The sequence below is a fragment of the Pseudomonas sp. GL_093 genome, from assembly GCF_057837605.1.
The window spans coordinates 527,741-550,371 of the sequence record NZ_CM174448.1; the positions used below are offsets into that span (position 1 = coordinate 527,741).

General features: G+C 59.7%; 15 protein-coding genes. 10 read left to right on the plus strand and 5 right to left on the minus strand.

Annotated elements, in window-relative coordinates; all coding sequences use genetic code 11:
* Positions 1-281: 281 nt before the first annotated feature.
* Positions 282-1,118 (plus strand): 23S rRNA (adenine(2030)-N(6))-methyltransferase RlmJ, encoded by an 837-nt coding sequence (locus AC3IUE_RS02340; protein ID WP_008149676.1) that lies wholly within the window; start codon positions 282-284, stop codon positions 1,116-1,118.
* 125 nt (positions 1,119-1,243) lie between these two features.
* Here AC3IUE_RS02340 and msrA read toward each other — a convergent pair whose 3' ends face one another.
* The 5 genes from msrA to aceE all read right to left on the minus strand — a co-directional run bounded on the left by msrA (position 1,244) and on the right by aceE (position 11,498).
* Complete coding sequence (gene msrA / locus AC3IUE_RS02345; protein ID WP_046045665.1) at positions 1,244-1,891, minus strand: peptide-methionine (S)-S-oxide reductase MsrA; 648 nt, start codon at positions 1,889-1,891, stop codon at positions 1,244-1,246.
* Between the two features lie 190 nt (positions 1,892-2,081).
* Positions 2,082-4,775, minus strand: a complete 2,694-nt coding sequence (locus AC3IUE_RS02350; protein WP_489265319.1) for a putative bifunctional diguanylate cyclase/phosphodiesterase — start codon at positions 4,773-4,775, stop codon at positions 2,082-2,084.
* A gap of 194 nt (positions 4,776-4,969) precedes the next feature.
* Entirely contained in the window at positions 4,970-6,364 is a 1,395-nt protein-coding gene (locus AC3IUE_RS02355; protein ID WP_489265321.1) for an alkaline phosphatase D family protein, read from the minus strand.
* A gap of 512 nt (positions 6,365-6,876) precedes the next feature.
* A complete protein-coding gene (aceF, locus tag AC3IUE_RS02360; protein ID WP_489265323.1) occupies positions 6,877-8,841 on the minus strand; it encodes a dihydrolipoyllysine-residue acetyltransferase in 1,965 nt (654 codons plus the stop codon).
* Between the two features lie 11 nt (positions 8,842-8,852).
* Entirely contained in the window at positions 8,853-11,498 is a 2,646-nt protein-coding gene (aceE, locus tag AC3IUE_RS02365; protein WP_462000566.1) for a pyruvate dehydrogenase (acetyl-transferring), homodimeric type, read from the minus strand.
* 383 nt (positions 11,499-11,881) lie between these two features.
* Here aceE and glnE point away from each other — a divergent pair, with 383 nt between their 5' ends.
* From glnE to AC3IUE_RS02410, 9 genes are all read left to right on the plus strand, one after another.
* Positions 11,882-14,821, plus strand: coding sequence for a bifunctional [glutamate--ammonia ligase]-adenylyl-L-tyrosine phosphorylase/[glutamate--ammonia-ligase] adenylyltransferase (glnE, locus tag AC3IUE_RS02370; protein WP_489265325.1), 2,940 nt, complete (start codon positions 11,882-11,884; stop codon positions 14,819-14,821).
* Positions 14,822-15,015: 194 nt separating this feature from the next.
* On the plus strand, positions 15,016-16,050 hold the full coding sequence (gene waaF, locus AC3IUE_RS02375; RefSeq protein WP_489265327.1) for a lipopolysaccharide heptosyltransferase II: 1,035 nt from the start codon (positions 15,016-15,018) through the stop codon (positions 16,048-16,050).
* 1 nt (position 16,051) lies between these two features.
* Complete coding sequence (gene rfaC, locus AC3IUE_RS02380; RefSeq protein ID WP_489265329.1) at positions 16,052-17,113, plus strand: lipopolysaccharide heptosyltransferase RfaC; 1,062 nt, start codon at positions 16,052-16,054, stop codon at positions 17,111-17,113.
* Positions 17,113-18,234 carry a glycosyltransferase family 4 protein gene (locus tag AC3IUE_RS02385; protein ID WP_489265331.1) on the plus strand — a complete coding sequence of 374 codons (1,122 nt, stop codon included), beginning with the start codon at positions 17,113-17,115 and terminating at the stop codon, positions 18,232-18,234. Before rfaC ends, AC3IUE_RS02385 begins: the two co-directional genes overlap by 1 nt.
* Positions 18,234-19,040: a lipopolysaccharide core heptose(I) kinase RfaP gene (gene rfaP, locus AC3IUE_RS02390; RefSeq protein ID WP_056746457.1), complete on the plus strand. Its 807-nt coding sequence runs from the start codon at positions 18,234-18,236 to the stop codon at positions 19,038-19,040. Before AC3IUE_RS02385 ends, rfaP begins: the two co-directional genes overlap by 1 nt.
* The gene (locus tag AC3IUE_RS02395) at positions 19,040-19,774 is read left to right on the plus strand and encodes a lipopolysaccharide kinase InaA family protein (RefSeq protein WP_056746455.1); all 735 of its coding nucleotides are present in this window, start codon (positions 19,040-19,042) and stop codon (positions 19,772-19,774) included. Before rfaP ends, AC3IUE_RS02395 begins: the two co-directional genes overlap by 1 nt.
* Positions 19,771-20,523 carry a lipopolysaccharide kinase InaA family protein gene (locus tag AC3IUE_RS02400; RefSeq protein ID WP_489265334.1) on the plus strand — a complete coding sequence of 251 codons (753 nt, stop codon included), beginning with the start codon at positions 19,771-19,773 and terminating at the stop codon, positions 20,521-20,523. Before AC3IUE_RS02395 ends, AC3IUE_RS02400 begins: the two co-directional genes overlap by 4 nt.
* A complete protein-coding gene (locus tag AC3IUE_RS02405) occupies positions 20,523-21,974 on the plus strand; it encodes a lipopolysaccharide kinase InaA family protein (RefSeq protein ID WP_489265336.1) in 1,452 nt (483 codons plus the stop codon). The genes AC3IUE_RS02400 and AC3IUE_RS02405 overlap by 1 nt, the downstream gene beginning before the upstream one ends.
* Before the next feature lie 240 nt (positions 21,975-22,214).
* Positions 22,215-22,550 (plus strand): YceK/YidQ family lipoprotein, encoded by a 336-nt coding sequence (locus AC3IUE_RS02410; protein ID WP_462000732.1) that lies wholly within the window; start codon positions 22,215-22,217, stop codon positions 22,548-22,550.
* Positions 22,551-22,631 lie beyond the last annotated feature (81 nt).

Sequence of the window (22,631 nt, forward strand, 5' to 3'; positions counted from 1 at the left end):
AGATCCATGCCCCTCACCCTAGCCCTCTCCCCACGGGGCGAGGGGACTGACCGAGGTGTTTGGGGGATTTTCTGCGACCTGCGACTGCAAGGTGACCTTGGCTTGGCCAAGCTTGAGTTCACTTTGATCGTTCAGGTCGATGGAGGGCGAGAGATCGCCAAAATCAATCCCCTCGCCCCTTGGGGAGAGGGTTAGGGTGAGGGGGGATTGCCCGCTCGGCTGCGAGGTCCTGACGTTCGCCGCCGTACAAGGTAAACTTCCCGCCCTTCGCAGGAGCAATCATGAATTATCGTCACGCCTTCCATGCCGGCAATCACGCCGATGTGTTCAAACACCTGACTTTGACCCGCATCATCGCTTTGATGTCGCGCAAGGAGCAGCCGTTTGCCTATCTCGACACTCACGCCGGCATTGGTCTGTATGACCTGCAGGGTGATCAGGCGAGCCGTACCGGTGAGTACCTGGAAGGTATTGCGCGTCTGTGGGATCAGCCGGATCTGCCAGCGTTGACCGCTGATTACATGAAGGTGCTGCACGACATGAACCCGGATGGCCAGTTGCGCTATTACCCGGGTTCGCCGGAGTTGGCGCGGCGGCTGACGCGGCCGCAGGATCGGGTGATGCTCAACGAGAAGCACCCCGAAGACGGCTTGCTGCTCAAGGACAACATGGCCGGTGATCGTCGGGTGAAGGTTCACTTGGGTGAAGGCTGGCATGTGCCGCGTGCGATGTTGCCGGTGCAGGAGAAGCGGGCGGTGATGTTGATTGATCCGCCGTTCGAGCAGCTGGATGAGATGCAGCGCTGTGCGGCGTCGCTGAAAGAAGCGATTGGCCGGATGCGTCAGACGGTGGCGGCGATTTGGTACCCGGTGAAGGATCAGCGCATGTTGCGTCGTTTTTATCAGGACCTGGCGGGTACGGGCGCGCCGAAGTTGTTGCGGGTCGAGCTGCTGGTGCATCCGCTGGATACGCCGAACAGTCTGAATGGCTCGGGGCTGGCGATTGCGAATCCGCCATGGGGCTTGGAAGAAGAATTGCGTGAGCTGTTGCCGTGGTTGTCCAAGAAGTTGGGGCAGACCCAGGGTGGGTGGCAGATGGATTGGTTGATCGCCGAATAGGGTCAATCGACGAGCAAGATCAAAAGATCGCAGCCTCGTTTCACTCGACAGCTCCTACAAGGGAATGCGTAACCCGGTAGGAGCTGTCGAGTGAAACGAGGCTGCGATCTTTTGCTTTTTGGGGTTTATATCGGGCAAGTCACGCCTGTACCGCCAATGCCGCAATACCCTTCAGGGTTTTTCGCCAGGTATTGCTGGTGATAAGCCTCGGCAAAGTAGACCGTCGGGGCTTCGTCGATTTCAGTGGTGATCGTGCCTTTCCCAGCCTTGGTCAACTCAGCCTGGAACACTTGCTCGCTGTGCTTGGCGGCTGCCAACTGAGTCGGGTTGGTGGCGTAGATCACCGAGCGGTACTGGGTGCCGATGTCATTGCCCTGGCGCATGCCCTGAGTCGGGTTGTGCAGTTCCCAGAACATCTTCAGCAGCTCTTCGTAGCTGACTTTTGCAGGCTCGTAGACCACCAGTACCACTTCGCTGTGGCCGGTCAGGCCCGAGCAGACTTCTTCATACGTCGGGTTCGGCGTAAAGCCGCCGGCGTAACCCACCGCCGTACTGACCACGCCTTCGCGCTGCCAGAACTTGCGCTCTGCGCCCCAGAAGCAGCCGAGGCCGAAGATCGCGAAATCCACGTCCATCGCGAACGGGCCCAGCAGCGGGGCGTCGTGGACGAAGTGTTTTTCCGGCACGGTCATTGGGGTTTCACGGCCAGGCAGAGCTTGTTCTTTAGTCGGGAGCACGTTTTTGTTCACCAGAATTTCCGAGCGCAAGACCATGATCAGTCCTCTCAGTCAGGTTTGGATGTAGAAAGTCAGACCGCCAGTTTGCCCAATTATCCCTGTGGGAGCGAGCCTGCTCGCGATAGCGGTGTGTCAGTGACGTAGATGCTGCCTGATACAACGCTATCGCGAGCAGGCTCACTCCCACAGGGTTTTGTGTCTAGGCAGAAAGAGCATTCAGCCATATTCAGGCGATCGGGCCACGCGGATAGCGCTTGAGCTTTTCGATCAGCTCGGTGCCCGGGATCGGTCGGTCGAACAGGTAACCCTGGCCAACGTCGCAGCGGTGACGGCGCAGGAACGCCAACTGCTCGGCGGTTTCGATGCCTTCAGCCACGACCTTGAGTTTCAGGTTGTGGGCCATGGCGATCACCGCGGAGGTGATTTCCATGTCGTCCTGGTTGTCGGGGATTTCGTGGATGAAGCTTCGATCAATCTTAATGATGTCGATCGGGAATTTTTTCAAGTAACTGAGCGACGAGTAACCGGTGCCGAAGTCATCCATGGCCAGGGTCAGGCCCAGGCGCTTGAGCTGATCGAGCTGCAAGTGGGTGTCTTCGGTGGCTTCCAGCAGCAGGCCTTCGGTGAGTTCGAGTTCCAGCAGGTTGGCCGGCAGCGCTTCTTCCTTGAGGATGTTAGCGATGGACGACACCAGGTCCGGATCGGAGAACTGCTTGGGCGACAGGTTGATTGCCACCTGAAGATTGCCCAGGCCCGCGGCGGTCAGGTCTTTGCTCATGCGGCAGGCCTGGCGGGCGATCCATTTGCCAATCGGAATGATCAGCCCGGTTTCTTCGGCGACGCTGATGAACTGGTCCGGGCGGATCATGCCTTTTTCCGGATGGTTCCAGCGCAGCAGCGCTTCCATCCCCAACAGGCGACCGCTGCGCAGGCAGAGTTTGGGCTGGTAGAACACGTCCAGCTCGTTCTGGGTCAGGGCGCGACGCAGGTTGTTTTCGACGAACAGTTTGTAGCTGGCCTCGGCGTTCAGCGCTTCGGTGAACACCTGGACCTGATGTTTACCGTTGGCCTTGGCCTTGTGCAGGGCGAGACCGGCGTTGCGCATAAGGGTTTGCGGGTCGCGACCGTGCAACGGCGCGCAGGCCAGGCCCACGGAACCGGTGACGCTGATCAGCTGGTTGTCGACGAACATCGGCTTGTCGAGGGTCGCCAGCAATTGATTGGCGATCTGTTGGCCCGCACGCAGGTCGGTGTCGTCCAGCAACACGGCGAATTCGTTACTGGCGAACCGCGCCAGGCTGCCACTTGGGCTCAGGCTGTTGCGCAGGCGTCGGGCCAGGCTGATCAGCAGTTTGTCACCGGTCTGGTGGCCGAGGCTGTCGTTGATCCGCTTGAAATTGTCGATGTCCACCAGCAACAAGCTGATCGGGGTATCGCTGTCTCGGGCGAAACGTTCATCGAGGTTGCGGATGAAGGCCGGGCGGTTGCCGAGGTTGGTCAGGTTATCGGTATACGCCAGACGCTCGATACGCTGCTGAGCGAGCTTGGTCTGGGTGATGTCTTCGTAGATGCCGATGTAATGCGTCAGCTCGCGGTTGTCGCCGTAGACTTTGGAAATCGACAACTGGCCCCAGTAGGGTTCGAGGTTTTTGCGGCGGCTTTTGAACTCACCCTGCCAGCTGTTGCTCTTGGCCAGCGCCGAGTGCGCGTCGAATAACAGTTCGCTGAGGTTTTCCAGTGCCGGCAGTTCCGACAGTCGCTGGCCGTGGACTTCTTCGGTGGTGTACTGGGTGATCGCCGTGAAGCTCGGGTTGACGTATTCCACCACGCCATCGCAACTAACCAGCAAAAAGGCGTTCGCGCTTTGCTCTACCGCACGCTGGAACAGGTGCAGGGCGCTGGTGGCGGTGCGGCGGTTGTGGTTGTTGATGACTTGGGCAAACTGATCCGCCAACTCACCGGCGAAAGCAATTTCGTCCGATTGCCAGGCGCGGGGCGTACCGGTCTGCTCCAGGCAGAGTACGCCGACCACTTGTCCGTCGACGCGAATACTGGCGTCGAGCATCGCATTCACATCGCGCGGGCGCAGGTGTTCGGCCATTTCCCGGGTGCGCGGGTCGCGCATGGCGTTGTGGGCGTCGATGGCGCGGCCGGTGTGCAAGGCATCCAGATAATCAGGGAAGAGACTGACGTCAATCGGCTCCGGCAGCAGGTATTTCTGGCTGGCGCGGTGATAGGCCGAAATCGGCACGAGCAGTGAACCTTCGAGGTTCCAAAGGCTGGCGCAGTCGATTTCGTAAATGTCACAGGCACTGCGAGTGATCAGCTCGGCGGCTTCTTTCAGGGAGTTGTTGCTGCTATAGCGCTGGCGGGTCAGCAGCAGGATCAAGTCTTGCTGGGCGCGCACCCGGTCCAGGTGCAGAAGCTGTTCCTGCTGCGCACGCTGATTGAGTTCCAGGGCGATTTGCAGGCGAGAGTTCTGGGTTTCGAGGTCCAGGGCCGGCAGCAGTTGCTCGCCCTCGAACAGGCCGTCGACCACCAGCAGGTAGCCGCGCAGCAGGTGTCGATTGTGTTGTTTGTAGGCTTCGCCCAGTTCCAGCAGGTTCAAGGAGCCGGCGGCGGTGTGCAGGGTGTAGCGGATCAGGTAATGCGGGCTTTCGGTGAGTTGTTGCTGAACCGCGTCATGCAGCTGATAACGCGCTTCGGGCTCCATCAGGCTGGCGTAGGGCGAGCCGACCAGAGCACAGAGTTCCACAGCCGGCAGGCCGAATTGTCGTTCGCAATTGGGATCAAGAAACAGCAGCGCCCAGCTCGCTTCATTCAGCCGTTCGAAACGAAGCATGCCGAGCCGCGAGGGCACAGGCAACTGCGTCACTACCTCGGCCACCATACGGCTGGCGGCATCGGGTTGGCTCTTCATATGGAAGGAAACTCACTTCGAATAGGCTGATCGCGCCGGGCTCTCGCCCTCTTTACTGTTACCTGCGGCAAGGTTGCATCATTGCGACACTGACTGACAAGAGACATGAAGGCCAAGTGCTATAAGAATATGTCGGCCGGCGCGAGGATTTCTCCAGCGCCGGGCCGAAACTAATGCATTTGGCCCTCAAGGGCTCAGCGGAGCGGGATGCTGGTCGACTGCAAAAAGTTGCCGTCCCGGTCGTGATAACTGACACGAACCTGTTCAGCATCGACGACCACATGGGCAAAGTTGTCCTGGCTGACCACCTGGCTGGTCAGTTCATGCTGATAGTCGCCAGCGGCTGTTCGCGCCAATGGTTGATCGAGGATGAAGGTGGAGGCCTTGGCGTACGGCAGCAGTTTGCTGTTGCACAAGGGTGAGGAGACGATGGTGTGTACCTCGAAATCTGGATCCTCGCTGTGAGTCAGGCGACTGGTCAGGGAGCCATGGACATCGCCGGAAACGAAGATGACGTTCTTGCTGCGGTGCGTACGAATTGTCTCCAGCAGCCGCAGACGTTGTTCGGGAAAGGCCTTCCACGCGTCATCACCATGGGCTTTGCGGTCGGGGTAGAACATCACGCTGGTGACCACGAATTTGACCCTGGCCGGGCTGTGAATCAGCCATTTGCACAAGGCCTGTTCCTGCTCTTCGTCGAGGATGCGTCGATCATTGGCCGACAGGTTGCGTCGGGTTCGACTGTCAGTGACAAACCATTCGATATCGCCTTCGGCGAATTGATACCAATACTCTTCCAGTTTTCTATCTATTTGCCCGTTGGAAAGAAGTTTATGTGCCGGGCTGTGACTGGCTTGATATAACTCATACGCTGCGATGGCATTTTTGTATAAGTAGGCATCGGCCTTACTTTCGTTAGCGGGCCAGTTGTCTTCAATTTCATGATCATCGAGGATCATGTAAGTCGGCACGCTCGACATTAACTTGGCAATATTGGGTTGGGAAAAAGCTGCGCGGTACTTACTGAGTATTTCCTCGTATTCCCGGTCGGGAGCAATGATGTTCAGGTCATCGACATAGATTTGATCGCCGGTCATCAACATGGCGCTGATGGGCGGTTCGGCCTGCTGCGCCAGATTTGTGATCGAGGCGAAAATCCTGTCCCCCAGATGCGGTGCAGACGGGACGCCAGCGGTCATGCGCAGGTAACGACATGAACCGACGATATAGGCCCGTGGAATCGTGGTTTTGCTGGACTGTGTGCGAAACCGGTAGATACCCCGCGGCCATTGCAGCGGCAGTTCCTGAACCGTTTCCACGGTGTGCACCGGGCTCATGGGGCTGAACCAGCCTGCCTGGTATTCGTACTCGGTATCGGCGGCAAGGTTGTTGAGCGCAATCACATCGGACATATCACGCACTATCGTCAACTTTGCAAATACACCGTGGGACCAGCGCTCTTCACCGGGCCGGCGATAACGAATGCCTGCAAATACGGGTGCATTGTTTTGAAGTTCACCACGCACGAAGATGCGTGCCTGGTTAGTTGTTGTGTGGCCAATAATAGGGCCGACAGTCGGTTTGAACATGTTCGAATCCATTCGAGTTAATGCTAACTAAGCAGATTAAGTTGTCGAAGTGTCTATTGGAAATTCTCCAAACTAAGATTAGTTATTGGCTTGCGAAAAATATCGGGCGGAAGTGGACTCGAGTTGTAGGCGGCATAAGCCATGAATGTAGGAATAAAACTCGGAAGAGGGCCCAATGCCAGTCAGTTCAGCCCTAATGCGATCTGTAGCAGCTGTCGAGCTTGCGAGGCTGCGTCCGGCTGCGTAGCAGTCGTGAGTCCGGCTGACGCGGTTTGCCTGATGCACCGCAAGTTCTGGTTTGACGACTGCTACGCAGCCGAACGCAGCCTCGCAAGCTCGACAGCTGCTACAGCGAGCGCGGCCTTTGGCAGTTGGTACTTGGAGTGCTGAACGGGGATGGCTTTCTTGCAGGCAAAAAAAGCCCCGCCAAACTGGCGGGGTTGAGGTACGAGCGTGGCGCTCGGAAAACGTGGAACGCGACGGGCCCTCCGGTGAAGGAGGGCCGATCGGTGTTACAGCAGGATGGTGCGGATGTCCGCCAGCAGGTCGCTCAGACGCTTGGTGAAGCGTGCAGCAGCGGCGCCGTTGATCACACGGTGATCGTAGGACAGCGACAGTGGCAGCATCAGTTTCGGCTGGAAGGCTTTGCCGTCCCAGACTGGCTGAATGGTTGCCTTGGAAACACCGAGGATCGCCACTTCCGGCGCGTTGACGATCGGCGTGAAGCCGGTGCCGCCAATGTGGCCGAGGCTGGAAATGGTGAAGCAGGCGCCTTGCATGTCGTCAGCGGTGAGCTTTTTGTCGCGGGCTTTGGCGGCCAGCACAGCGGCTTCGGCTGCCAGTTGCAGCAGGCTCTTCTGATCGACGTTCTTGATGACCGGTACCAGCAGGCCTTCAGGGGTGTCGACGGCGAAGCCGATGTTCACGTACTTCTTGCGGATGATCGCTTTGCCGCTTGGTGCCAGCGAACTGTTGAAGTCCGGCAGTTCCTTGAGCAGGTGCGCGCAGGACTTGAGCAGCAGCGGCAGGATGGTCAGCTTGACGCCAGCCTTCTCTGCAACGGCTTTCTGAGCAATACGGAACGCTTCCAGGTCGGTGATATCAGCCGAATCGAACTGAGTCACGTGCGGAATGTTCAGCCAGCTGCGGTGCAGGCTCGACGCGCCGATTTGCATCAGGCGGGTCATCGGCACTTCTTCGGTTTCACCGAAGCGGCTGAAGTCTACGACCGGAATCGGCGGGATGCCCGCGCCGCCGGTTGCGCCAGCAGCAGCGGCCGGTGCTTCCTTGGCCTTCTGCATCATGGCTTTGACGTAAACCTGCACGTCTTCTTTCAGGATGCGACCGTGTGGACCGCTGGCGCCGACGGCGTTCAGCTCGACGCCGAACTCGCGAGCCAGTTGACGCACGGCTGGGCCGGCGTGAACTTTGGCGCCCGGCTTGGCTGGAGCCGCAACCGGGGCAGCAGCAGGTGCGGCTGCGGCAGGTGCAGCAGCGGCTGGAGCTGGAGCACTAGGAGCAGCAGCGGCCGGAGCCGGGACAGCAGCAGGCGCAGCACCTTTGACTTTCAGCTTCAGGATCAGGTCGCCGGTACCGACTTCATCATCCAGCTTGATGGAAACGCTTTCCACCACGCCAGCGGCAGGCGATGGAATTTCCATGCTCGCCTTGTCGGATTCCAGGGTGATCAGCGACTGATCGGCTTCAACGGTATCGCCAGCCTTGACCAGGACTTCGATGATCTTGGCCTTGCCCGAAGAGCCAATGTCCGGGACATGAATGTCCTGAACGCTGTCGGCAACCGGTGCAGCCGGGGCCGCAGCGGCTGGCGCTGGAGCAGCGGCAGCAGGTGCCGCTGCCTGAGCTGGCGCGGCCGCAGCCGGTGCCGCGGCACCTGCCACTTTCAGGGCCAGAATCAGGTCGCCAGTGCCGACTTCGTCGTTGAGCTTGACGCTGATGCTTTCGACCACGCCAGCGGCGGGCGAAGGAATTTCCATGCTGGCCTTGTCGGATTCCAGGGTGATCAGCGACTGATCAGCCTCGACGGTGTCGCCGACCTTGACCTGGATCTCGATGATCTGGGCCTTGCCCGACGAGCCGATGTCCGGCACGTGCACTTGCAGGGTGGTTGCAGCAGCAGGCGCAGCAGCTGGAGCTGGAGCGGCGGCGGCAGGAGCAGCAGCCGGTTTCGCTTCAGCTTTGGCAGCCGGCGCAGCGGCAGCCGCAGGGGCCGCAACAGCGGCACCTTCGACTTCCAGCTCCAGCAGTTCGTCGCCTTCTTTCAGGCGATCGCCCAGCTTCACTTTCAGGCTTTTGACGATGCCGGCCTTGGGAGCAGGGATTTCCATGCTCGCCTTGTCCGACTCAAGCGTCAGGATGCTCTGGTCAGCTTCCACACGGTCGCCGACTTTCACAAATAGTTCGATTACTTCACCTTCACCGCTGCCGATGTCAGGTACGCGAATGAGTTCGCTCACAGAGTGTCTCCTCAGCAGTCCAGTGGGTTGCGTTTTTCCGGGTTGATCCCGAACTTGGCGATAGCTTCAGCCACCACTTTAGGTTCGATATCACCACGGTCAGCCAAGGCTTCCAGGGCTGCCAACACCACGAAATGACGGTCGACTTCGAAGAAGTGACGCAGCTTCTTACGGCTGTCACTGCGGCCGAAACCGTCGGTGCCCAGGACTTTGAATTCCTTGGACGGGACCCACTGACGAATTTGCTCAGCGAACAGCTTCATGTAGTCGGTAGACGCGATGACCGGACCTTGACGGCCGTTCAGGCACTCTTCGACATAGCTCAGTTTAGGCTTCTGACCCGGGTGCAGACGGTTGCTGCGCTCTACGGCCAGGCCGTCGCGACGCAGTTCGTTGAAGCTGGTAACGCTCCACACGTCAGCGCCGACGTTGAACTGTTCACGCAGGATTTTCGCCGCTTCGCGAACTTCACGCAGGATGGTGCCGGAGCCCATCAGCTGAACGTGGTGCGCCGCTTCGCGGGTGTCTTCCTCGAGCAGGTACATGCCCTTGATGATGCCTTCCTCGACACCGGCCGGCATGGCTGGCTGCTGATAGGACTCGTTCATCACGGTGATGTAGTAGAAAACGTCCTGCTGCTCTTCGGTCATCTTCTTCATGCCGTCCTGAATGATCACCGCCAGCTCGTAGCCGTAGGTTGGATCAAAGGTGCGGCAGTTCGGGATGGTGGCAGCCAGGATGTGGCTGTGACCGTCTTCGTGTTGCAGGCCTTCGCCGTTCAGCGTGGTCCGGCCGGCGGTGCCGCCGATCAGGAAGCCACGGGTGCGGCTGTCGCCAGCGGCCCAGGCCAGGTCGCCAATACGCTGGAAACCGAACATCGAGTAGAAGATGTAGAACGGCAGCATCGGCTGGTTGTGGCTGGAGTACGAAGTACCGGCAGCGATGAAGGAGCTCATGGCGCCCGCTTCGTTGATGCCTTCTTCGAGGATCTGGCCCTTCTTGTCTTCTTTGTAGAACATCACCTGGTCTTTATCGACTGGCTCGTAGAGCTGGCCGACGGACGAGTAGATGCCCAACTGACGGAACATGCCTTCCATACCGAAGGTACGGGCTTCGTCCGGGATGATCGGAACGATGCGCGAACCGATTTCCTTGTCCTTGACCAGCTGCGCGAGGATCCGCACGAAGGCCATGGTGGTAGAGATTTCACGGTCGCCCGAGCCGTCCAGGATTGCCTTGAGGGTATCCAGCGATGGCGTCGGGATGTCGAAGCTTTTGGCACGGCGCTGTGGCACGAAACCGCCCAGTGCAGTGCGGCGCTCGCTCAGGTAACGGGCTTCAGCGCTGTTTGGCTCTGGCTTGAAGAACGGCAGGTTTTCCAGCTCTTCGTCCTTGACCGGGATGTCGAAACGATCGCGGAACAGCTTCAGGCTTTCAACATCAACCTTCTTGGTGTTGTGCGCGGTGTTCTTCGCTTCGCCGGCACCGGTGCCATAACCTTTGATGGTCTTGGCCAGGATGACGGTCGGTTGTTCTTTGTGGTTGACCGCTTCGTGGTACGCCGCGTAGACCTTGTACGGGTCGTGGCCGCCACGGTTGAGTTTCCAGATCTCGTCGTCGGACAGATCAGCAACCATCGCCTTGAGTTCTGGCGAGTTGAAGAAGTGTTCACGAACGAACGCGCCGTCTTTGGCTTTGTAGTTCTGGTACTCGCCGTCGATGACTTCGTCCATGCGACGTTGCAGGATACCGTCGACGTCTTTGGCCAGCAGTGGGTCCCAGAAACGGCCCCAGATGACTTTGGTCACGTTCCACTGAGCACCGCGGAACACGCCTTCGAGTTCCTGGATGATCTTGCCGTTGCCGCGAACCGGGCCATCAAGGCGCTGCAGGTTGCAGTTAATAACGAAGATCAGGTTGTCGAGCTTCTCGCGGCCAGCCAGCGAGATCGCGCCCAGGGATTCCGGCTCGTCACACTCGCCGTCGCCCAGGAAGCACCAGACTTTTTGCTTGCCTTCAGGGATGAAGCCACGGGCTTCCAGGTACTTCATGAAGCGTGCCTGGTAGATCGCCTGGATCGGGCCCAGACCCATGGATACAGTCGGGAACTGCCAGAAATCAGGCATCAGCCAAGGGTGCGGATAGGACGACAGGCCCTGACCGTCCACTTCCTGGCGGAAGTTGTTCATCTGGTCTTCGGTGATGCGGCCTTCCATGAACGCACGGGCGTAAACGCCTGGCGAGGTGTGACCCTGGAAGTAGATCAGGTCGCCGCCGTGTTCGTCGGTCGGGGCCTGGAAGAAATAGTTGAAGCCAATGTCGTACAGGGTTGCGCTGGAGGCGAAGCTGGAGATGTGACCGCCCAGGTCAGAATCTTTCAGGTTCGTACGCATCACCATGGCCATCGCGTTCCAGCGTACCAACGAGCGAATGCGGCGTTCCATGAACAGGTCGCCAGGCATGCGTGCTTCGTGGGTAACGGGGATCGTGTTGCGGTATGGCGTGGTGATGGCGTAAGGCAATTGCGAACCGCTACGGGTTGCGAGTTCGCCCATACGGGTCATCAGATAGTGAGCGCGGTCTTCGCCTTCTTTGTCGAGAACCGATTCCAGGGCGTCCAACCATTCCTGGGTTTCGACGGGATCGAGGTCTTGCATGGCTTGCTCCAGGGCGGAAAGGCTTCCAGAATCGGTTGCCTGAGTTTGCGACTGGCCTTGTGGGCAGACGATATAAATTCTTGGATTGCCGAGAGGTTGTTCCGGCGGCGTGTAGTTTTACTACAAATCATCGGGCATTTCAGCCTTTCGAATGTATATACGAGTAGTAAAACTACAGATGAGCGGCTTGTGGCCTCCAGCTGCGTTGTGAGAATAATCGTTAAGGTTGGTCTTTTGCCAACCAGAAAAGGTGAAAGCTTGATGCTGTCTGCCAAAAATAAAGAAATTTCAGCTATTTCTAACCTTTGTTCGACAGTCGATCAGGTAGTGCATTCTCGCGAATCACTACATGCAGCCCTCTACACGCCGATCAAGGATAGACCATGAGCCTCCCTTCGCTTGCCGAACTGCCTGGCATCCTCCTGCCGTTTGTCACCCGCGCCGAGCAGTCGTTCCGTGCGGCCGTCGCGGGGCTTCCCGACGACCATGGCCTGGCCGGCTGGACGCCTGAACGCTGGGCGCAATTCGCCCGCGTCACCGCTGCCAGCGACTTCGTGATTGAACAAAGTGTCCGTGACCCGTTGATGTTGCTGGAGCTGGTGCAGTCCGGTGAGCTGGACCGAAGTTTTGCGCCCGGCGAGCTGTGCGCACAGATTGCGGTCGCAGTGAATGCAGCGGAAACCGACGATGGGCTCGGTCGTGCCCTGCGTCGTCAGCGTACCCGTCATCAAGTGCGGATCATCTGGCGTGACCTGACGCGTCAGTGCGATCTGATCCAGACCTGCCGCGACCTCTCGGACATGGCCGATGCCAGCATCGATCAGGCCTATCAGTGGTTGTACTCGCGGCACTGCCAGCAGTTCGGCGTGCCGACTGGCCGGCGCAGTGGCGAACCGCAGCAGATGGTCATTCTCGGCATGGGCAAGCTCGGCGCGGTGGAGCTCAACCTGTCGTCGGACATCGACCTGATCTTCGCCTATCCCGAAGGCGGCGAAACCGTCGGCGTCAAACGCTCGCTGGATAACCAGGAGTTCTTCATCCGTCTCGGCCAGCGCCTGATCAAGGCCCTGGACCCGATGACCGTCGACGGTTTTGTATTCCGCGTCGACATGCGCCTGCGGCCTTACGGTTCGGCCGGCGCATTGGTGCTGAGCTTCAACGCGCTGGAGCAGTATTACCAGGATCAGGGCCGCGACTGGGAACGCTACGCGATGATCAAGTCGCGGGTGGTGGCCGGCGATCAAGTGGCCGGTGCGCAATTGCAAGACATGCTGCGGCCGTTCGTTTACCGGCGTTACCTCGACTTCTCGGCGATCGAAGCGCTGCGCACCATGAAGCAGCTGATTCAGCAGGAAGTCCGGCGCAAGGGCATGGCCGACAACATCAAACTCGGCTCCGGTGGCATTCGTGAAGTCGAATTTATCGCCCAGGCGTTCCAGCTGATCCACGGCGGCCGCGACCTGAGCCTGCAACAACGTCCTCTATTAAAAGTACTGAGCACGCTGGAAGGTCAGGGTTACTTGCCGCCGGCGGTGATCAGCGAACTGCGCGAAGGCTACGAATTCCTGCGTTACACCGAACACGCGATCCAGGCGATTGCCGACCGCCAGACCCAGATGCTGCCGGACGGTGCGCAGGATCAGGCGCGCATTGCCTTTATGTTGGGCTTCGCCGATTGGAGCGCTTTCCACGAACAGCTTATGTATTGGCGCGGTCGCGTGGCGTGGCACTTCGGTCAGGTGATTGCCGACCCCGACGAAGAGGAAGGTACCGAAAGCGAAGTGGTGGTCGGCGGCGAATGGCTGCCGTTGTGGGAAGAGGCTCAGGATGAAGAGGCCGCTTGCCGTCAGTTGGAAGAGGGCGGCTTCGTCGATGCCTCCAAGGCTTTGAAAGCCTTGGCTGGCTTGCGCAGCAGTCCGCAATTGCGCGCGATGCAGCGCTTGGGGCGCGAGCGCCTCGATGCCTTTATTCCACGGCTGTTGGCTCAGGCTGTGGAGCACGCCAATCCGGATCTGGTGCTGGAAAGGGTTTTGCCACTGGTGGAAGCCGTGGCCCGTCGTTCCGCGTATCTGGTGTTGCTGACCGAGAATCCCGGCGCGCTGCGACGTTTGTTGACCTTGTGCGCCGCGAGCCCGTGGATTGCCGAACAGATCACCCGTTTCCCGCTGCTGCTCGACGAATTGCTCAACGAAGGTCGGCTGTTCAAACCGCCGCTGGCGCCGGAACTGGCCGCCGAGTTACGCGAGCGTTTGACTCGGATTCCCGAAGACGACCTCGAACAGCAAATGGAAGCCCTGCGGCATTTCAAACTGGCGCACCGCTTGCGCGTCGCCGCTTCGGAAATCGCCGGCAGCCTGCCGTTGATGAAGGTCAGCGATTACCTGACCTGGCTCGCTGAAGCGATCCTCGAACAAGTGCTGGCCCTGGCCTGGCGCCAGACCGTGGCCAAATACGGCACGCCGCAGCGCACCGACGGCACCTTGTGCGATCCCGGCTTTATCATTGTCGGTTATGGGAAAGTCGGCGGTCTGGAACTGGGGCATGGTTCGGACCTGGATCTTGTGTTCATCCACGATGGCGACCCGCAGGCGGAAACCGACGGGCCGAAACCTATCGACGGCGCGCAATTTTTCACCCGGCTGGGCCAGCGGATCATTCACTTGCTCACGGCCCAGACCAACTCCGGTCAGCTGTATGAAGTGGACATGCGTCTGCGGCCGTCCGGTGCGTCGGGGTTGCTGGTGAGTTCGCTCGGTGCGTTTGCCCGGTATCAGGAAAATGAAGCCTGGACCTGGGAGCATCAGGCGCTGGTGCGCGCGCGGGTGCTGGTGGGCAGTCCGGACGTCGGCCAGGCGTTCGAGAAAGTCCGCGCAGCGGTATTGGGCAAGCCACGGGACCTTGCAACCTTGCGTCAGGAGGTCAGCGAGATGCGCGCCAAAATGCGCGATAACCTTGGCAGCAAGAGCACCGCGGCGGGCACCGGGGCAAATGCCTTCGAGGCCACGGCGCCGTTCGATCTCAAGCAAGACGCCGGAGGTATCGTCGATATTGAATTTATGGTGCAATACGCGGCCCTGGCGTGGTCCGAATCGCACCCGCCATTGCTGCGCTGGACTGACAATATCCGCATTCTGGAAGGGCTGGAGGAGGAAGGGCTGATGCCCGCCGAAGACGCCAGTCTGTTGCGCGAGGCCTATAAAGCCTACCGTTCAGCCGCTCACCGGCAGGCCTTGCAGAAGGACGCCGGGGTGATACCGGGCGACCAGTTCGTGGACGAACGGCGGCAGGTAGTGCGGATCTGGCGCGAGCTGGGGCTAAGCTGAAACCGGATAGTTGAGACATCAAATACCCAATGTGGGAGCGAGCTTGCTCGCGATGAGGCCGTCACATACAACATTTATGCTGACTGTCACGCCGCCATCGCGAGCAAGCTCGCTCCCACAGTAGATCTGCAGTGTTTTGTAGAATTCTCGAGGCGGGGAGGCGTATGCCTCCCCGGCTCGTTTATGGAAACCACATGAAAATTCTGATCGTTGGGCCCAGTTGGGTCGGTGACATGGTGATGGCGCAGACACTGTTTCAGTGTCTCAAGCAGCGCCACCCGCAATGCGAAATCGACGTGCTGGCCCCCGAGTGGAGCCGGCCGATTCTTGAGCGCATGCCCGAAGTGCGCCAGGCCTTGAGCTTTCCGCTCGGTCACGGTGTTTTGGAGCTGGCAACGCGTCGGCGCATCGGCAAATCCTTGGCCGGCCAGTACGACCAGGCGATTCTGCTGCCCAATTCCCTGAAGTCGGCATTGGTGCCGTTCTTCGCCGGCATCCCGAAACGTACCGGCTGGCGTGGCGAGTTCCGCTACGGCCTGCTCAATGACGTGCGCACGCTGGATAAAGAACGTTATCCACTGATGATCGAACGCTTCATGGCCCTGGCTTACGAGTCCGGTGCCGAGCTGCCGACACCTTATCCACGGCCGAGCCTGCAGATCGACCCGGTCACTCGCGAAGCGGCAATGGCCAAGTTTGGCCTGGCCCTCGACCGCCCGGTGTTGGTGCTGTGCCCCGGTGCCGAGTTCGGCGAGTCCAAGCGCTGGCCGTCCGAGCACTATGCCAAGGTTGCTGAAGCGAAGATCCGCGAAGGCTGGCAAGTCTGGCTGTTCGGTTCGAAAAACGATCACGCCGTCGGCGAAGACATCCGTTCGCGGCTGATTCCCGGTCTGCGTGAAGAGTCGGTGAACCTCAGTGGCGGCACCTCCCTGGCCGAAGCCATCGACCTGATGTCCTGCGCCGACGCGGTGGTGTCCAACGACTCCGGTCTGATGCACGTCGCCGCGGCGCTGAATCGCCCGTTGGTGGCGGTCTACGGCTCGACGTCGCCGGGTTTTACGCCGCCACTGGCCGAGCACGTCGAGATCGTGCGCCTGGGCATCGAATGCAGCCCCTGCTTCGATCGCACGTGCCGCTTCGGTCATTACAACTGCCTGCGCCAGCTCATGCCGCAAGCGGTGAACGAAGCCTTGCAGCGTTTGCAAGGCACTGTGGTCGAGGTCAAATAGTTTGCGGGTACTGCTGATCAAGACTTCTTCGCTGGGTGACGTGATTCATGCGTTGCCGGCGTTGACCGACGCGGCACGGGCGATCCCCGGCATCCAGTTCGATTGGGTGGTGGAAGAAGGCTTCGCCGAAATCCCGAGCTGGCACCCGGCCGTGGGCAAGGTGATTCCGGTGGCGATCCGTCGCTGGCGCAAAAACATCTGGCAGACCATCAAGAGTGGCGAGTGGAAGCGCTTCAAGCAAAGCGTTCGCGCTAACAAATATGATTTGGTGATCGATGCCCAGGGCCTGCTGAAAAGTGCGTTGCTGACCCGATACGCCAAAGCCCCGGTGGCCGGACTGGATAAAAACTCGGCCCGTGAACCGATTGCCGCACGCTTCTATTCCCGGCGTCTGGCCGTGGCCCGTGGGCAACACGCGGTGGAGCGAGTGCGTCAGCTATTTGCCGTGGCCCTGGGTTACGACCTGCCCAAAGGCTTGGGCGATTACGGCCTGAACGTCGAACGGCTGGTGGAATTGCCGCGCAAGAATCCTTACGTGGTGTTCCTGCACGGCACCACGTGGGACACCAAACACTGGCCTGAAGCCTACTGGCGCGAGTTGGCCGAGCGCGTCGGCTATCTCGGTGTCGCGGTGAAGCTGCCATGGGGTAATCCGATCGAGAAAGCCCGGGCCGAGCGCATCGCCAAAGACATGAGGCATGTCGAAGTGCTGCCCAAGCTGAACCTGGCGGGTGTCGGCAAAGTGCTGGCCGGCGCGCAAGCCTGCGTGGCGGTGGACACCGGTCTCGGTCACCTCGCCGCTGCACTGGACGTGCCGACGCTGTCGTTGTTTGGCCCAACCAACCCGGGCCTGACCGGTGCCTACGGTAAAGCGCAGATTCACATCGCCAGCGATTTCCCCTGTGCGCCGTGTATGCAAAAGAAATGTATGTATCAACCGACGGCCCAAGATGCCCGTCAGTTTGACCTTAAGCGCGAGTGGCCCCTGTGCTTCACGCGTCTGAATCCCGAGCGTGTCGCGACCCGACTGAGCACGTTGTTACTGGCTGAGGAGCTGCGCTGATGCAATTGGCATTCGTCTTGTACAAGTACTTTCCATTCGGGGGCTTGCAGCGCGATTTCATGCGCATTGCCCTGGAATGTCAGCAACGCGGCCATCAGATTCGGGTCTACACGCTGATCTGGGAAGGCGATATTCCACCGGGCTTCGAAGTGTTGGTGGCGCCGGTCAAGGCGTTCTTCAATCATCGACGCAACGAGAAGCTCAGCGAATGGATGGAAGCGGATCTGGCCAAGCGTCCGGTGGACCGTTTGATCGGCTTCAACAAGATGCCGGGTCTGGACGTCTACTACGCCGCCGACGGCTGCTTTGAAGACAAGGCGCAAAACCTGCGCAACTCGCTGTACCGTCGTTGGGGCCGCTACCGGCACTTCGCCGAGTACGAGCGCGCCGTGTTCGCCAAGGATGCCAAGACCGAAGTGCTGATGATTTCCGAAGTCCAGCAGCCGCTGTTCATCAAGCATTACGACACGCCGCTTGAGCGCTTCCATTTGCTGCCGCCGGGTATCTCTCAGGACCGTCGTGCGCCGGCCAATGCCGCCGAGATCCGCGCCGAATTCCGTCGCGAATTCAACCTGAAAGACGATGATCTGCTGCTGGTGCAAATCGGTTCCGGGTTCAAGACCAAGGGCCTGGATCGCAGCCTCAAGGCGCTGGCTGCATTGCCCGCCGATCTGAAGAAACGCACCCGGCTATTTGTAATTGGCCAGGACGACCCCAAATTATTCCAGGTGCAGAGCGCCACACTGGGGCTCGGCGATAACGTGACATTCCTCAAGGGCCGCAGCGACATCCCGCGTTTTCTACTCGGCGCCGATCTGTTGATTCACCCGGCGTACAACGAAAACACCGGGACTGTGTTGCTCGAAGCCCTGGTGGCCGGGTTGCCGGTGCTGGTGAGTGCGGTGTGTGGTTACGCCCATTACATCGCCGAGGCCGACGCCGGTCTGGTGCTGGACGAGCCTTTCGATCAGGCGCAGCTGACTCAGTACCTGACCGGAATGTTGAACGACGCTCAAGCACGGGCGGCCTGGAGCCGCAACGGTCTGGCCTTCGCCGAGACGGCCGACCTCTACAGCATGCCGCAGCACGCGGCCGATGTGATTCTGGCGGAGCACGCTTAATGAAGTTGATGCTGGCTGAACCGTTCAAGAGCCTCTGGGCCGGACGCGACCCGTTCGCTGAAGTCGAGGGCCTCCAGGGCGAGGTATACCGCGAACTTGAAGCGCGCCGGACCCTGCGTACCGAAGTCAATGGCAGTGGCTTTTTCGTGAAAATCCACCGCGGCATTGGCTGGGGCGAGATCTTCAAGAACCTGCTCACGGCCAAGTTGCCGGTGCTCGGTGCCGGCCAGGAATGGAAGGCCATCCAGCGCCTGCAGGAAGTCGGCGTGCCGACCATGACCGCCGTGGCTTACGGCGAGAAGGGCAGCAACCCGGCGGACCAGCATTCGTTCATCGTCACCGAAGAGCTGGCGCCCACTGTCAGCCTCGAAGACTTCAGCATCGACTGGGTCAAGCACCCGCCCGAGCCAAAACTCAAGCGCGCGCTGATCGCCGAAGTCGCGCGCATGACCGGCATGATGCACCGCGCCGGGGTCAACCATCGCGACTGCTACATCTGCCACTTTCTGCTGCACACCGACAAACCGGTGACGGCCGACGATTTCAGGCTCTCGGTGATCGACCTGCACCGTGCCCAGACCCGTCCGACGATTACCCAACGCTGGCGTAACAAGGACCTGGCGGCGCTGTATTTTTCGGCCCTGGACATCGGCCTGACCCGTCGCGACAAATTGCGCTTCCTCAAGGGTTATTTCCAGCAGCCCCTGCGCCAGATTCTGGGCGAGGAAGCCGGTTTGCTCGCCTGGCTCGAAGGCAAGGCCAACAAACTCTACGACCGTAAACAGCGATACGGGGATGCGCTCTGATGGCGGGTTGGAAACTGGAATCTGCGTACAGCGATCTGGCAGAAGATTTCGGCAGTCTTGAGGCTGTGTTTGCGCTTCAGGGCGAACGCCTGACGCGCGACCTGTTGTCCGAGGTCATTCGCGTCGAGCGCAATGGCGTCAACTATTACGTCAAACGCTACGTGGGTGCCGGCAAAGGTCTGCGCCGTTATCTGGGCAAGCCTCGGGTGAAAGCCGAATGGCAGAATCTCAAGCGCTTCGCCAAGTGGGGCATTCCTACCGCCGAAGTGGTGGCCTGGGGCCTGGAACGTCGCGGTGCGGCGTACGATCGCGGGGCAATGATCACCCGTGAGCTGCCGCATACCGAAGATATGTCGGCCCTGGCCGAGCGGCATGATCCGAAACTGACGGACCGCGCCTGGGTCGACAACGTCAGCCGGCAGCTGGCGGGTTATACCCGGACCATGCACGACCATCGTTTTACCCATAACGATTTGAAGTGGCGCAACTTGCTGATCGACGATGAGCCCCGGCTGTTTTTGATCGACTGCCCCAATGGCGATTTCTGGCGCGGCTTTTGGCTCAAGTACCGGATCACCAAGGACCTGGCGTGTCTGGACAAGGTTGCTAAGTATCACTTGTCGGCTACCCAGCGCCTGCGCTTTTACCTGCAATACCGCCAGTGTGATCGGCTGAATGCCGCCGACAAAAAACGCATCCGGCACGTGGTGAGATTTTTCGAGGGACGCGAATGACTGATTTCCTGGCGGCTGAAGACCGTGCGCTGCTTGAGCGTCACGGCCTCGGCACCTTTGACGCACTCTGGGCCAAGCAGCTCGACGCTGTGGACGAGCCCAACACAGCTCGCGGTGGCTGGAGCAGTGTGTTTCGGCTGGATCTGGAAGGTCATGGCTACTACCTCAAGCGTCAGAGCAACTACCAGATGCGCACCTTGCATGCGCCCTTTGGTGAGCCGAGCTTTGCCCGTGAGTTTCGCAATATCAGTCGCTATGAAAAGTTCGGTATTCCGGCGTTGAAAGCGGCGTTTTTCGGTGAGCGCAAAGTCGACGGCGAAGTCCGGGCGATTCTGCTGACCCGTGCCCTGGACGGTTGGGATGACCTGGATTCGCTGTTGCAGCGCTGGTCTGATCTGAGTTCGGCGCAGCATTCGGCCATTCTGAAGGCCTGTGGGCAACTGGCTCGGCGCCTGCACGACGCGCGTCAGGTTCACGGTTGCTTCTACCCCAAGCACATTTTTCTCCAGGCCACCGGCGACGGTTACCTGGCCCAACTGATCGACCTGGAAAAGACCCGGCCGTTGCTGTTTGGTCTGCGTGATCGGGCCAAAGACCTGGAGCCGTTGCTGCGTCGAGCGCCTGAGTGGAGCGAAGCGCAGTTGCGCGAGCTGCTGGCCGCCTATCTGGATCAATCACAAGACAGTTCGCTGATCGACAGCTGGCTTGCGCGACTGACCGCGCGGCGCACTCATAAGGAGACGCGCTGATGCGTTTGTCCGAGCTGAAAAACGCTGGCCGCAGCCCGAGACTGCCGCTGAACATTCCACTGGCCGATGCCGCCGGCCCTGCCGAGTTGCAGTTGCTGAGTCTGTTGCGGGTGTTGCCGGGTCAGCGTTACGTCGGTGCCGGCGTCTGGCGTGGCCGGCCGGTGCTGGCCAAGTTGCTGGTCGGCAGCAAAGCGGCGCGGCATTTTCAGCGGGAACGCAACGGTGTGCATTTGCTCGCCGCCCAGGGCCTGACCACGCCGCAACTGTTGGCCGACGGCCTGAAGGACGGCGAGGGCGGCTGGTTGCTGTTCGAGTTCATCGAGGGCGCCGAAAGCCTCGGTGAAACCTGGAAACAGGTCGAGCATTTGCCGGTGCTGGCGGATATGCAAGGGGCTGTGCTGGCCGAGGCGTTGGGCGCTATCGGCCAAATGCATCGCAAGGGGCTCTGGCAGGAAGACCTGCACCTGGACAACCTCTTGCGCCAGCGCGGCCGGTTGTATTTGATCGATGGCGGCGGCGTCTGCTCCGAAACCCCTGGCCAACCGCTCTCGCGGCAGAAAGTCCTGGAAAATCTAGGGGTGTTTTTTGCCCAGTTGCCCAAGTCGCTGGAGCCCTTCACCGAAGAATTGCTGGTGTATTACCTGCTGAGCAACGGCGAGCATGCCTTGCCGATGGAAGCGTTGCAGAAGCAGATCAGCAAGGTTCGCACCTGGCGTCTGAAGGACTTCCTGATCAAGGTCGGCCGCGAATGCACGCTGTTCAGTGTCCAGCGCGGAGCGTTCGGCTTGCGGGCGATTCGCCGCGAGGAAGAGGCCGCTATGCTGCCGGTGCTGGCGCAGGCCGATGCGTTGCTCGATCAGGGTCATCTGTACAAGACCGGCGGCGCGGCGAGCGTCGGCAAGGTCGAGGTGGCGGGTCGTACGCTGGTGATCAAGCGCTACAACATCAAAGGTTTTGCCCACTGGCTCAAACGCTTCTGGCGCCCGAGCCGTGCCTGGCACTCCTGGCGTGAAGGCAATCGCCTGGCGTTTCTCGGCATTGCCACGCCCAAACCGTTGGCGTTGCTGGAGAAGCGTTTTCTCTGGTTGCGCAGTCGGGCTTATCTGGTGACCGAGTACTTGCCGGGGCCGGACATCATCGAGCGGTTTGCACCTTACGTTGAAAGCGGTGAGGCGCCGGAAGCCGAATTGCTGGCGCTGGATCATTTGTTTGCCGAGCTGATTGGCGAGCGGATCAGTCACGGGGATTTCAAGGGGCATAACCTGTTCTGGCAGCACGATCGCTGGGCGCTGATTGATCTGGATTCGATGTGTCAGCACGCCTCGCTCAGCAGCTTCGCCCCGGCTTATGCGCGGGATCGGGCGAGGTTCATGCGTAACTGGCCTGAGAGCAGTGCGCTGTATCGGGTCATTGATCAGCGTCTTCCCAAAGATATCTCCAGCGCTGCCTGAATCGCCTTCGCGAGCAAGCCCGCTCCCACATTGGGTCTGTGCGGCACACACATTTTGTGTTCACAGCAGATCAAGTGTGGGAGCTGGCTTGCTCGCGAAGAGGCCGACACCAGCGAAGAAGTCGTGAGTGTCACAAGGGGACAGGTTTTTATGAATCGTCCTACATGATCTACAGAGCCCATGAACTGTGCCCTGAATAGCCGCGATGCTAGTTTGCCTGACGTTCACGGAGGGCAGATTTTGACGATGAAAATGACGGTGTTACTGAGCACTTTTGCACTGGTTTTATCAGGCTGCGGGACCGCAGTTACGGTACTGCAGGATGACGAAGACTCGGCTCGTAGCCTTAGAAAGCAAAAGACTTACTGTCAGTCCATCCCGCGTATCTACAGTGGTCTGGCCTACGACTTTTGCGTATTAAACGCAGCGCCTGACCCCACGGGTATTCTTTTGCCGTTCGTATTGGTGGATTTCACCCTGTCGGGTGTTTTCGATACCGTCCTCCTGCCCTATACGGTTTACCGGCAAGCTACCGACGGCAATATCAGTATTTACTGGAGGTCAGGCCGCGGATGAGCAATGCCGCCTGCTTTCGCCCAAGTCATATTTACGGGGGTAATAAGCGCTGGGTCATTCCCGTCATGTTTACGCTATAAT

Coding starts and splice junctions, on each gene's coding strand:
- AC3IUE_RS02350 (WP_489265319.1), bottom strand. CDS start 4,775: ATGAAGAGCCAACCCGATGCCGCCAGCCGTATGGTGGCCGAGGTAGTG.
- msrA (WP_046045665.1), bottom strand. CDS start 1,891: ATGGTCTTGCGCTCGGAAATTCTGGTGAACAAAAACGTGCTCCCGACT.
- rfaP (WP_056746457.1), top strand. CDS start 18,234: ATGAAGTTGATGCTGGCTGAACCGTTCAAGAGCCTCTGGGCCGGACGC.
- aceE (WP_462000566.1), bottom strand. CDS start 11,498: ATGCAAGACCTCGATCCCGTCGAAACCCAGGAATGGTTGGACGCCCTG.
- AC3IUE_RS02385 (WP_489265331.1), top strand. CDS start 17,113: ATGCAATTGGCATTCGTCTTGTACAAGTACTTTCCATTCGGGGGCTTG.
- AC3IUE_RS02340 (WP_008149676.1), top strand. CDS start 282: ATGAATTATCGTCACGCCTTCCATGCCGGCAATCACGCCGATGTGTTC.
- AC3IUE_RS02355 (WP_489265321.1), bottom strand. CDS start 6,364: ATGTTCAAACCGACTGTCGGCCCTATTATTGGCCACACAACAACTAAC.
- glnE (WP_489265325.1), top strand. CDS start 11,882: ATGAGCCTCCCTTCGCTTGCCGAACTGCCTGGCATCCTCCTGCCGTTT.
- AC3IUE_RS02405 (WP_489265336.1), top strand. CDS start 20,523: ATGCGTTTGTCCGAGCTGAAAAACGCTGGCCGCAGCCCGAGACTGCCG.
- AC3IUE_RS02400 (WP_489265334.1), top strand. CDS start 19,771: ATGACTGATTTCCTGGCGGCTGAAGACCGTGCGCTGCTTGAGCGTCAC.
- waaF (WP_489265327.1), top strand. CDS start 15,016: ATGAAAATTCTGATCGTTGGGCCCAGTTGGGTCGGTGACATGGTGATG.
- AC3IUE_RS02395 (WP_056746455.1), top strand. CDS start 19,040: ATGGCGGGTTGGAAACTGGAATCTGCGTACAGCGATCTGGCAGAAGAT.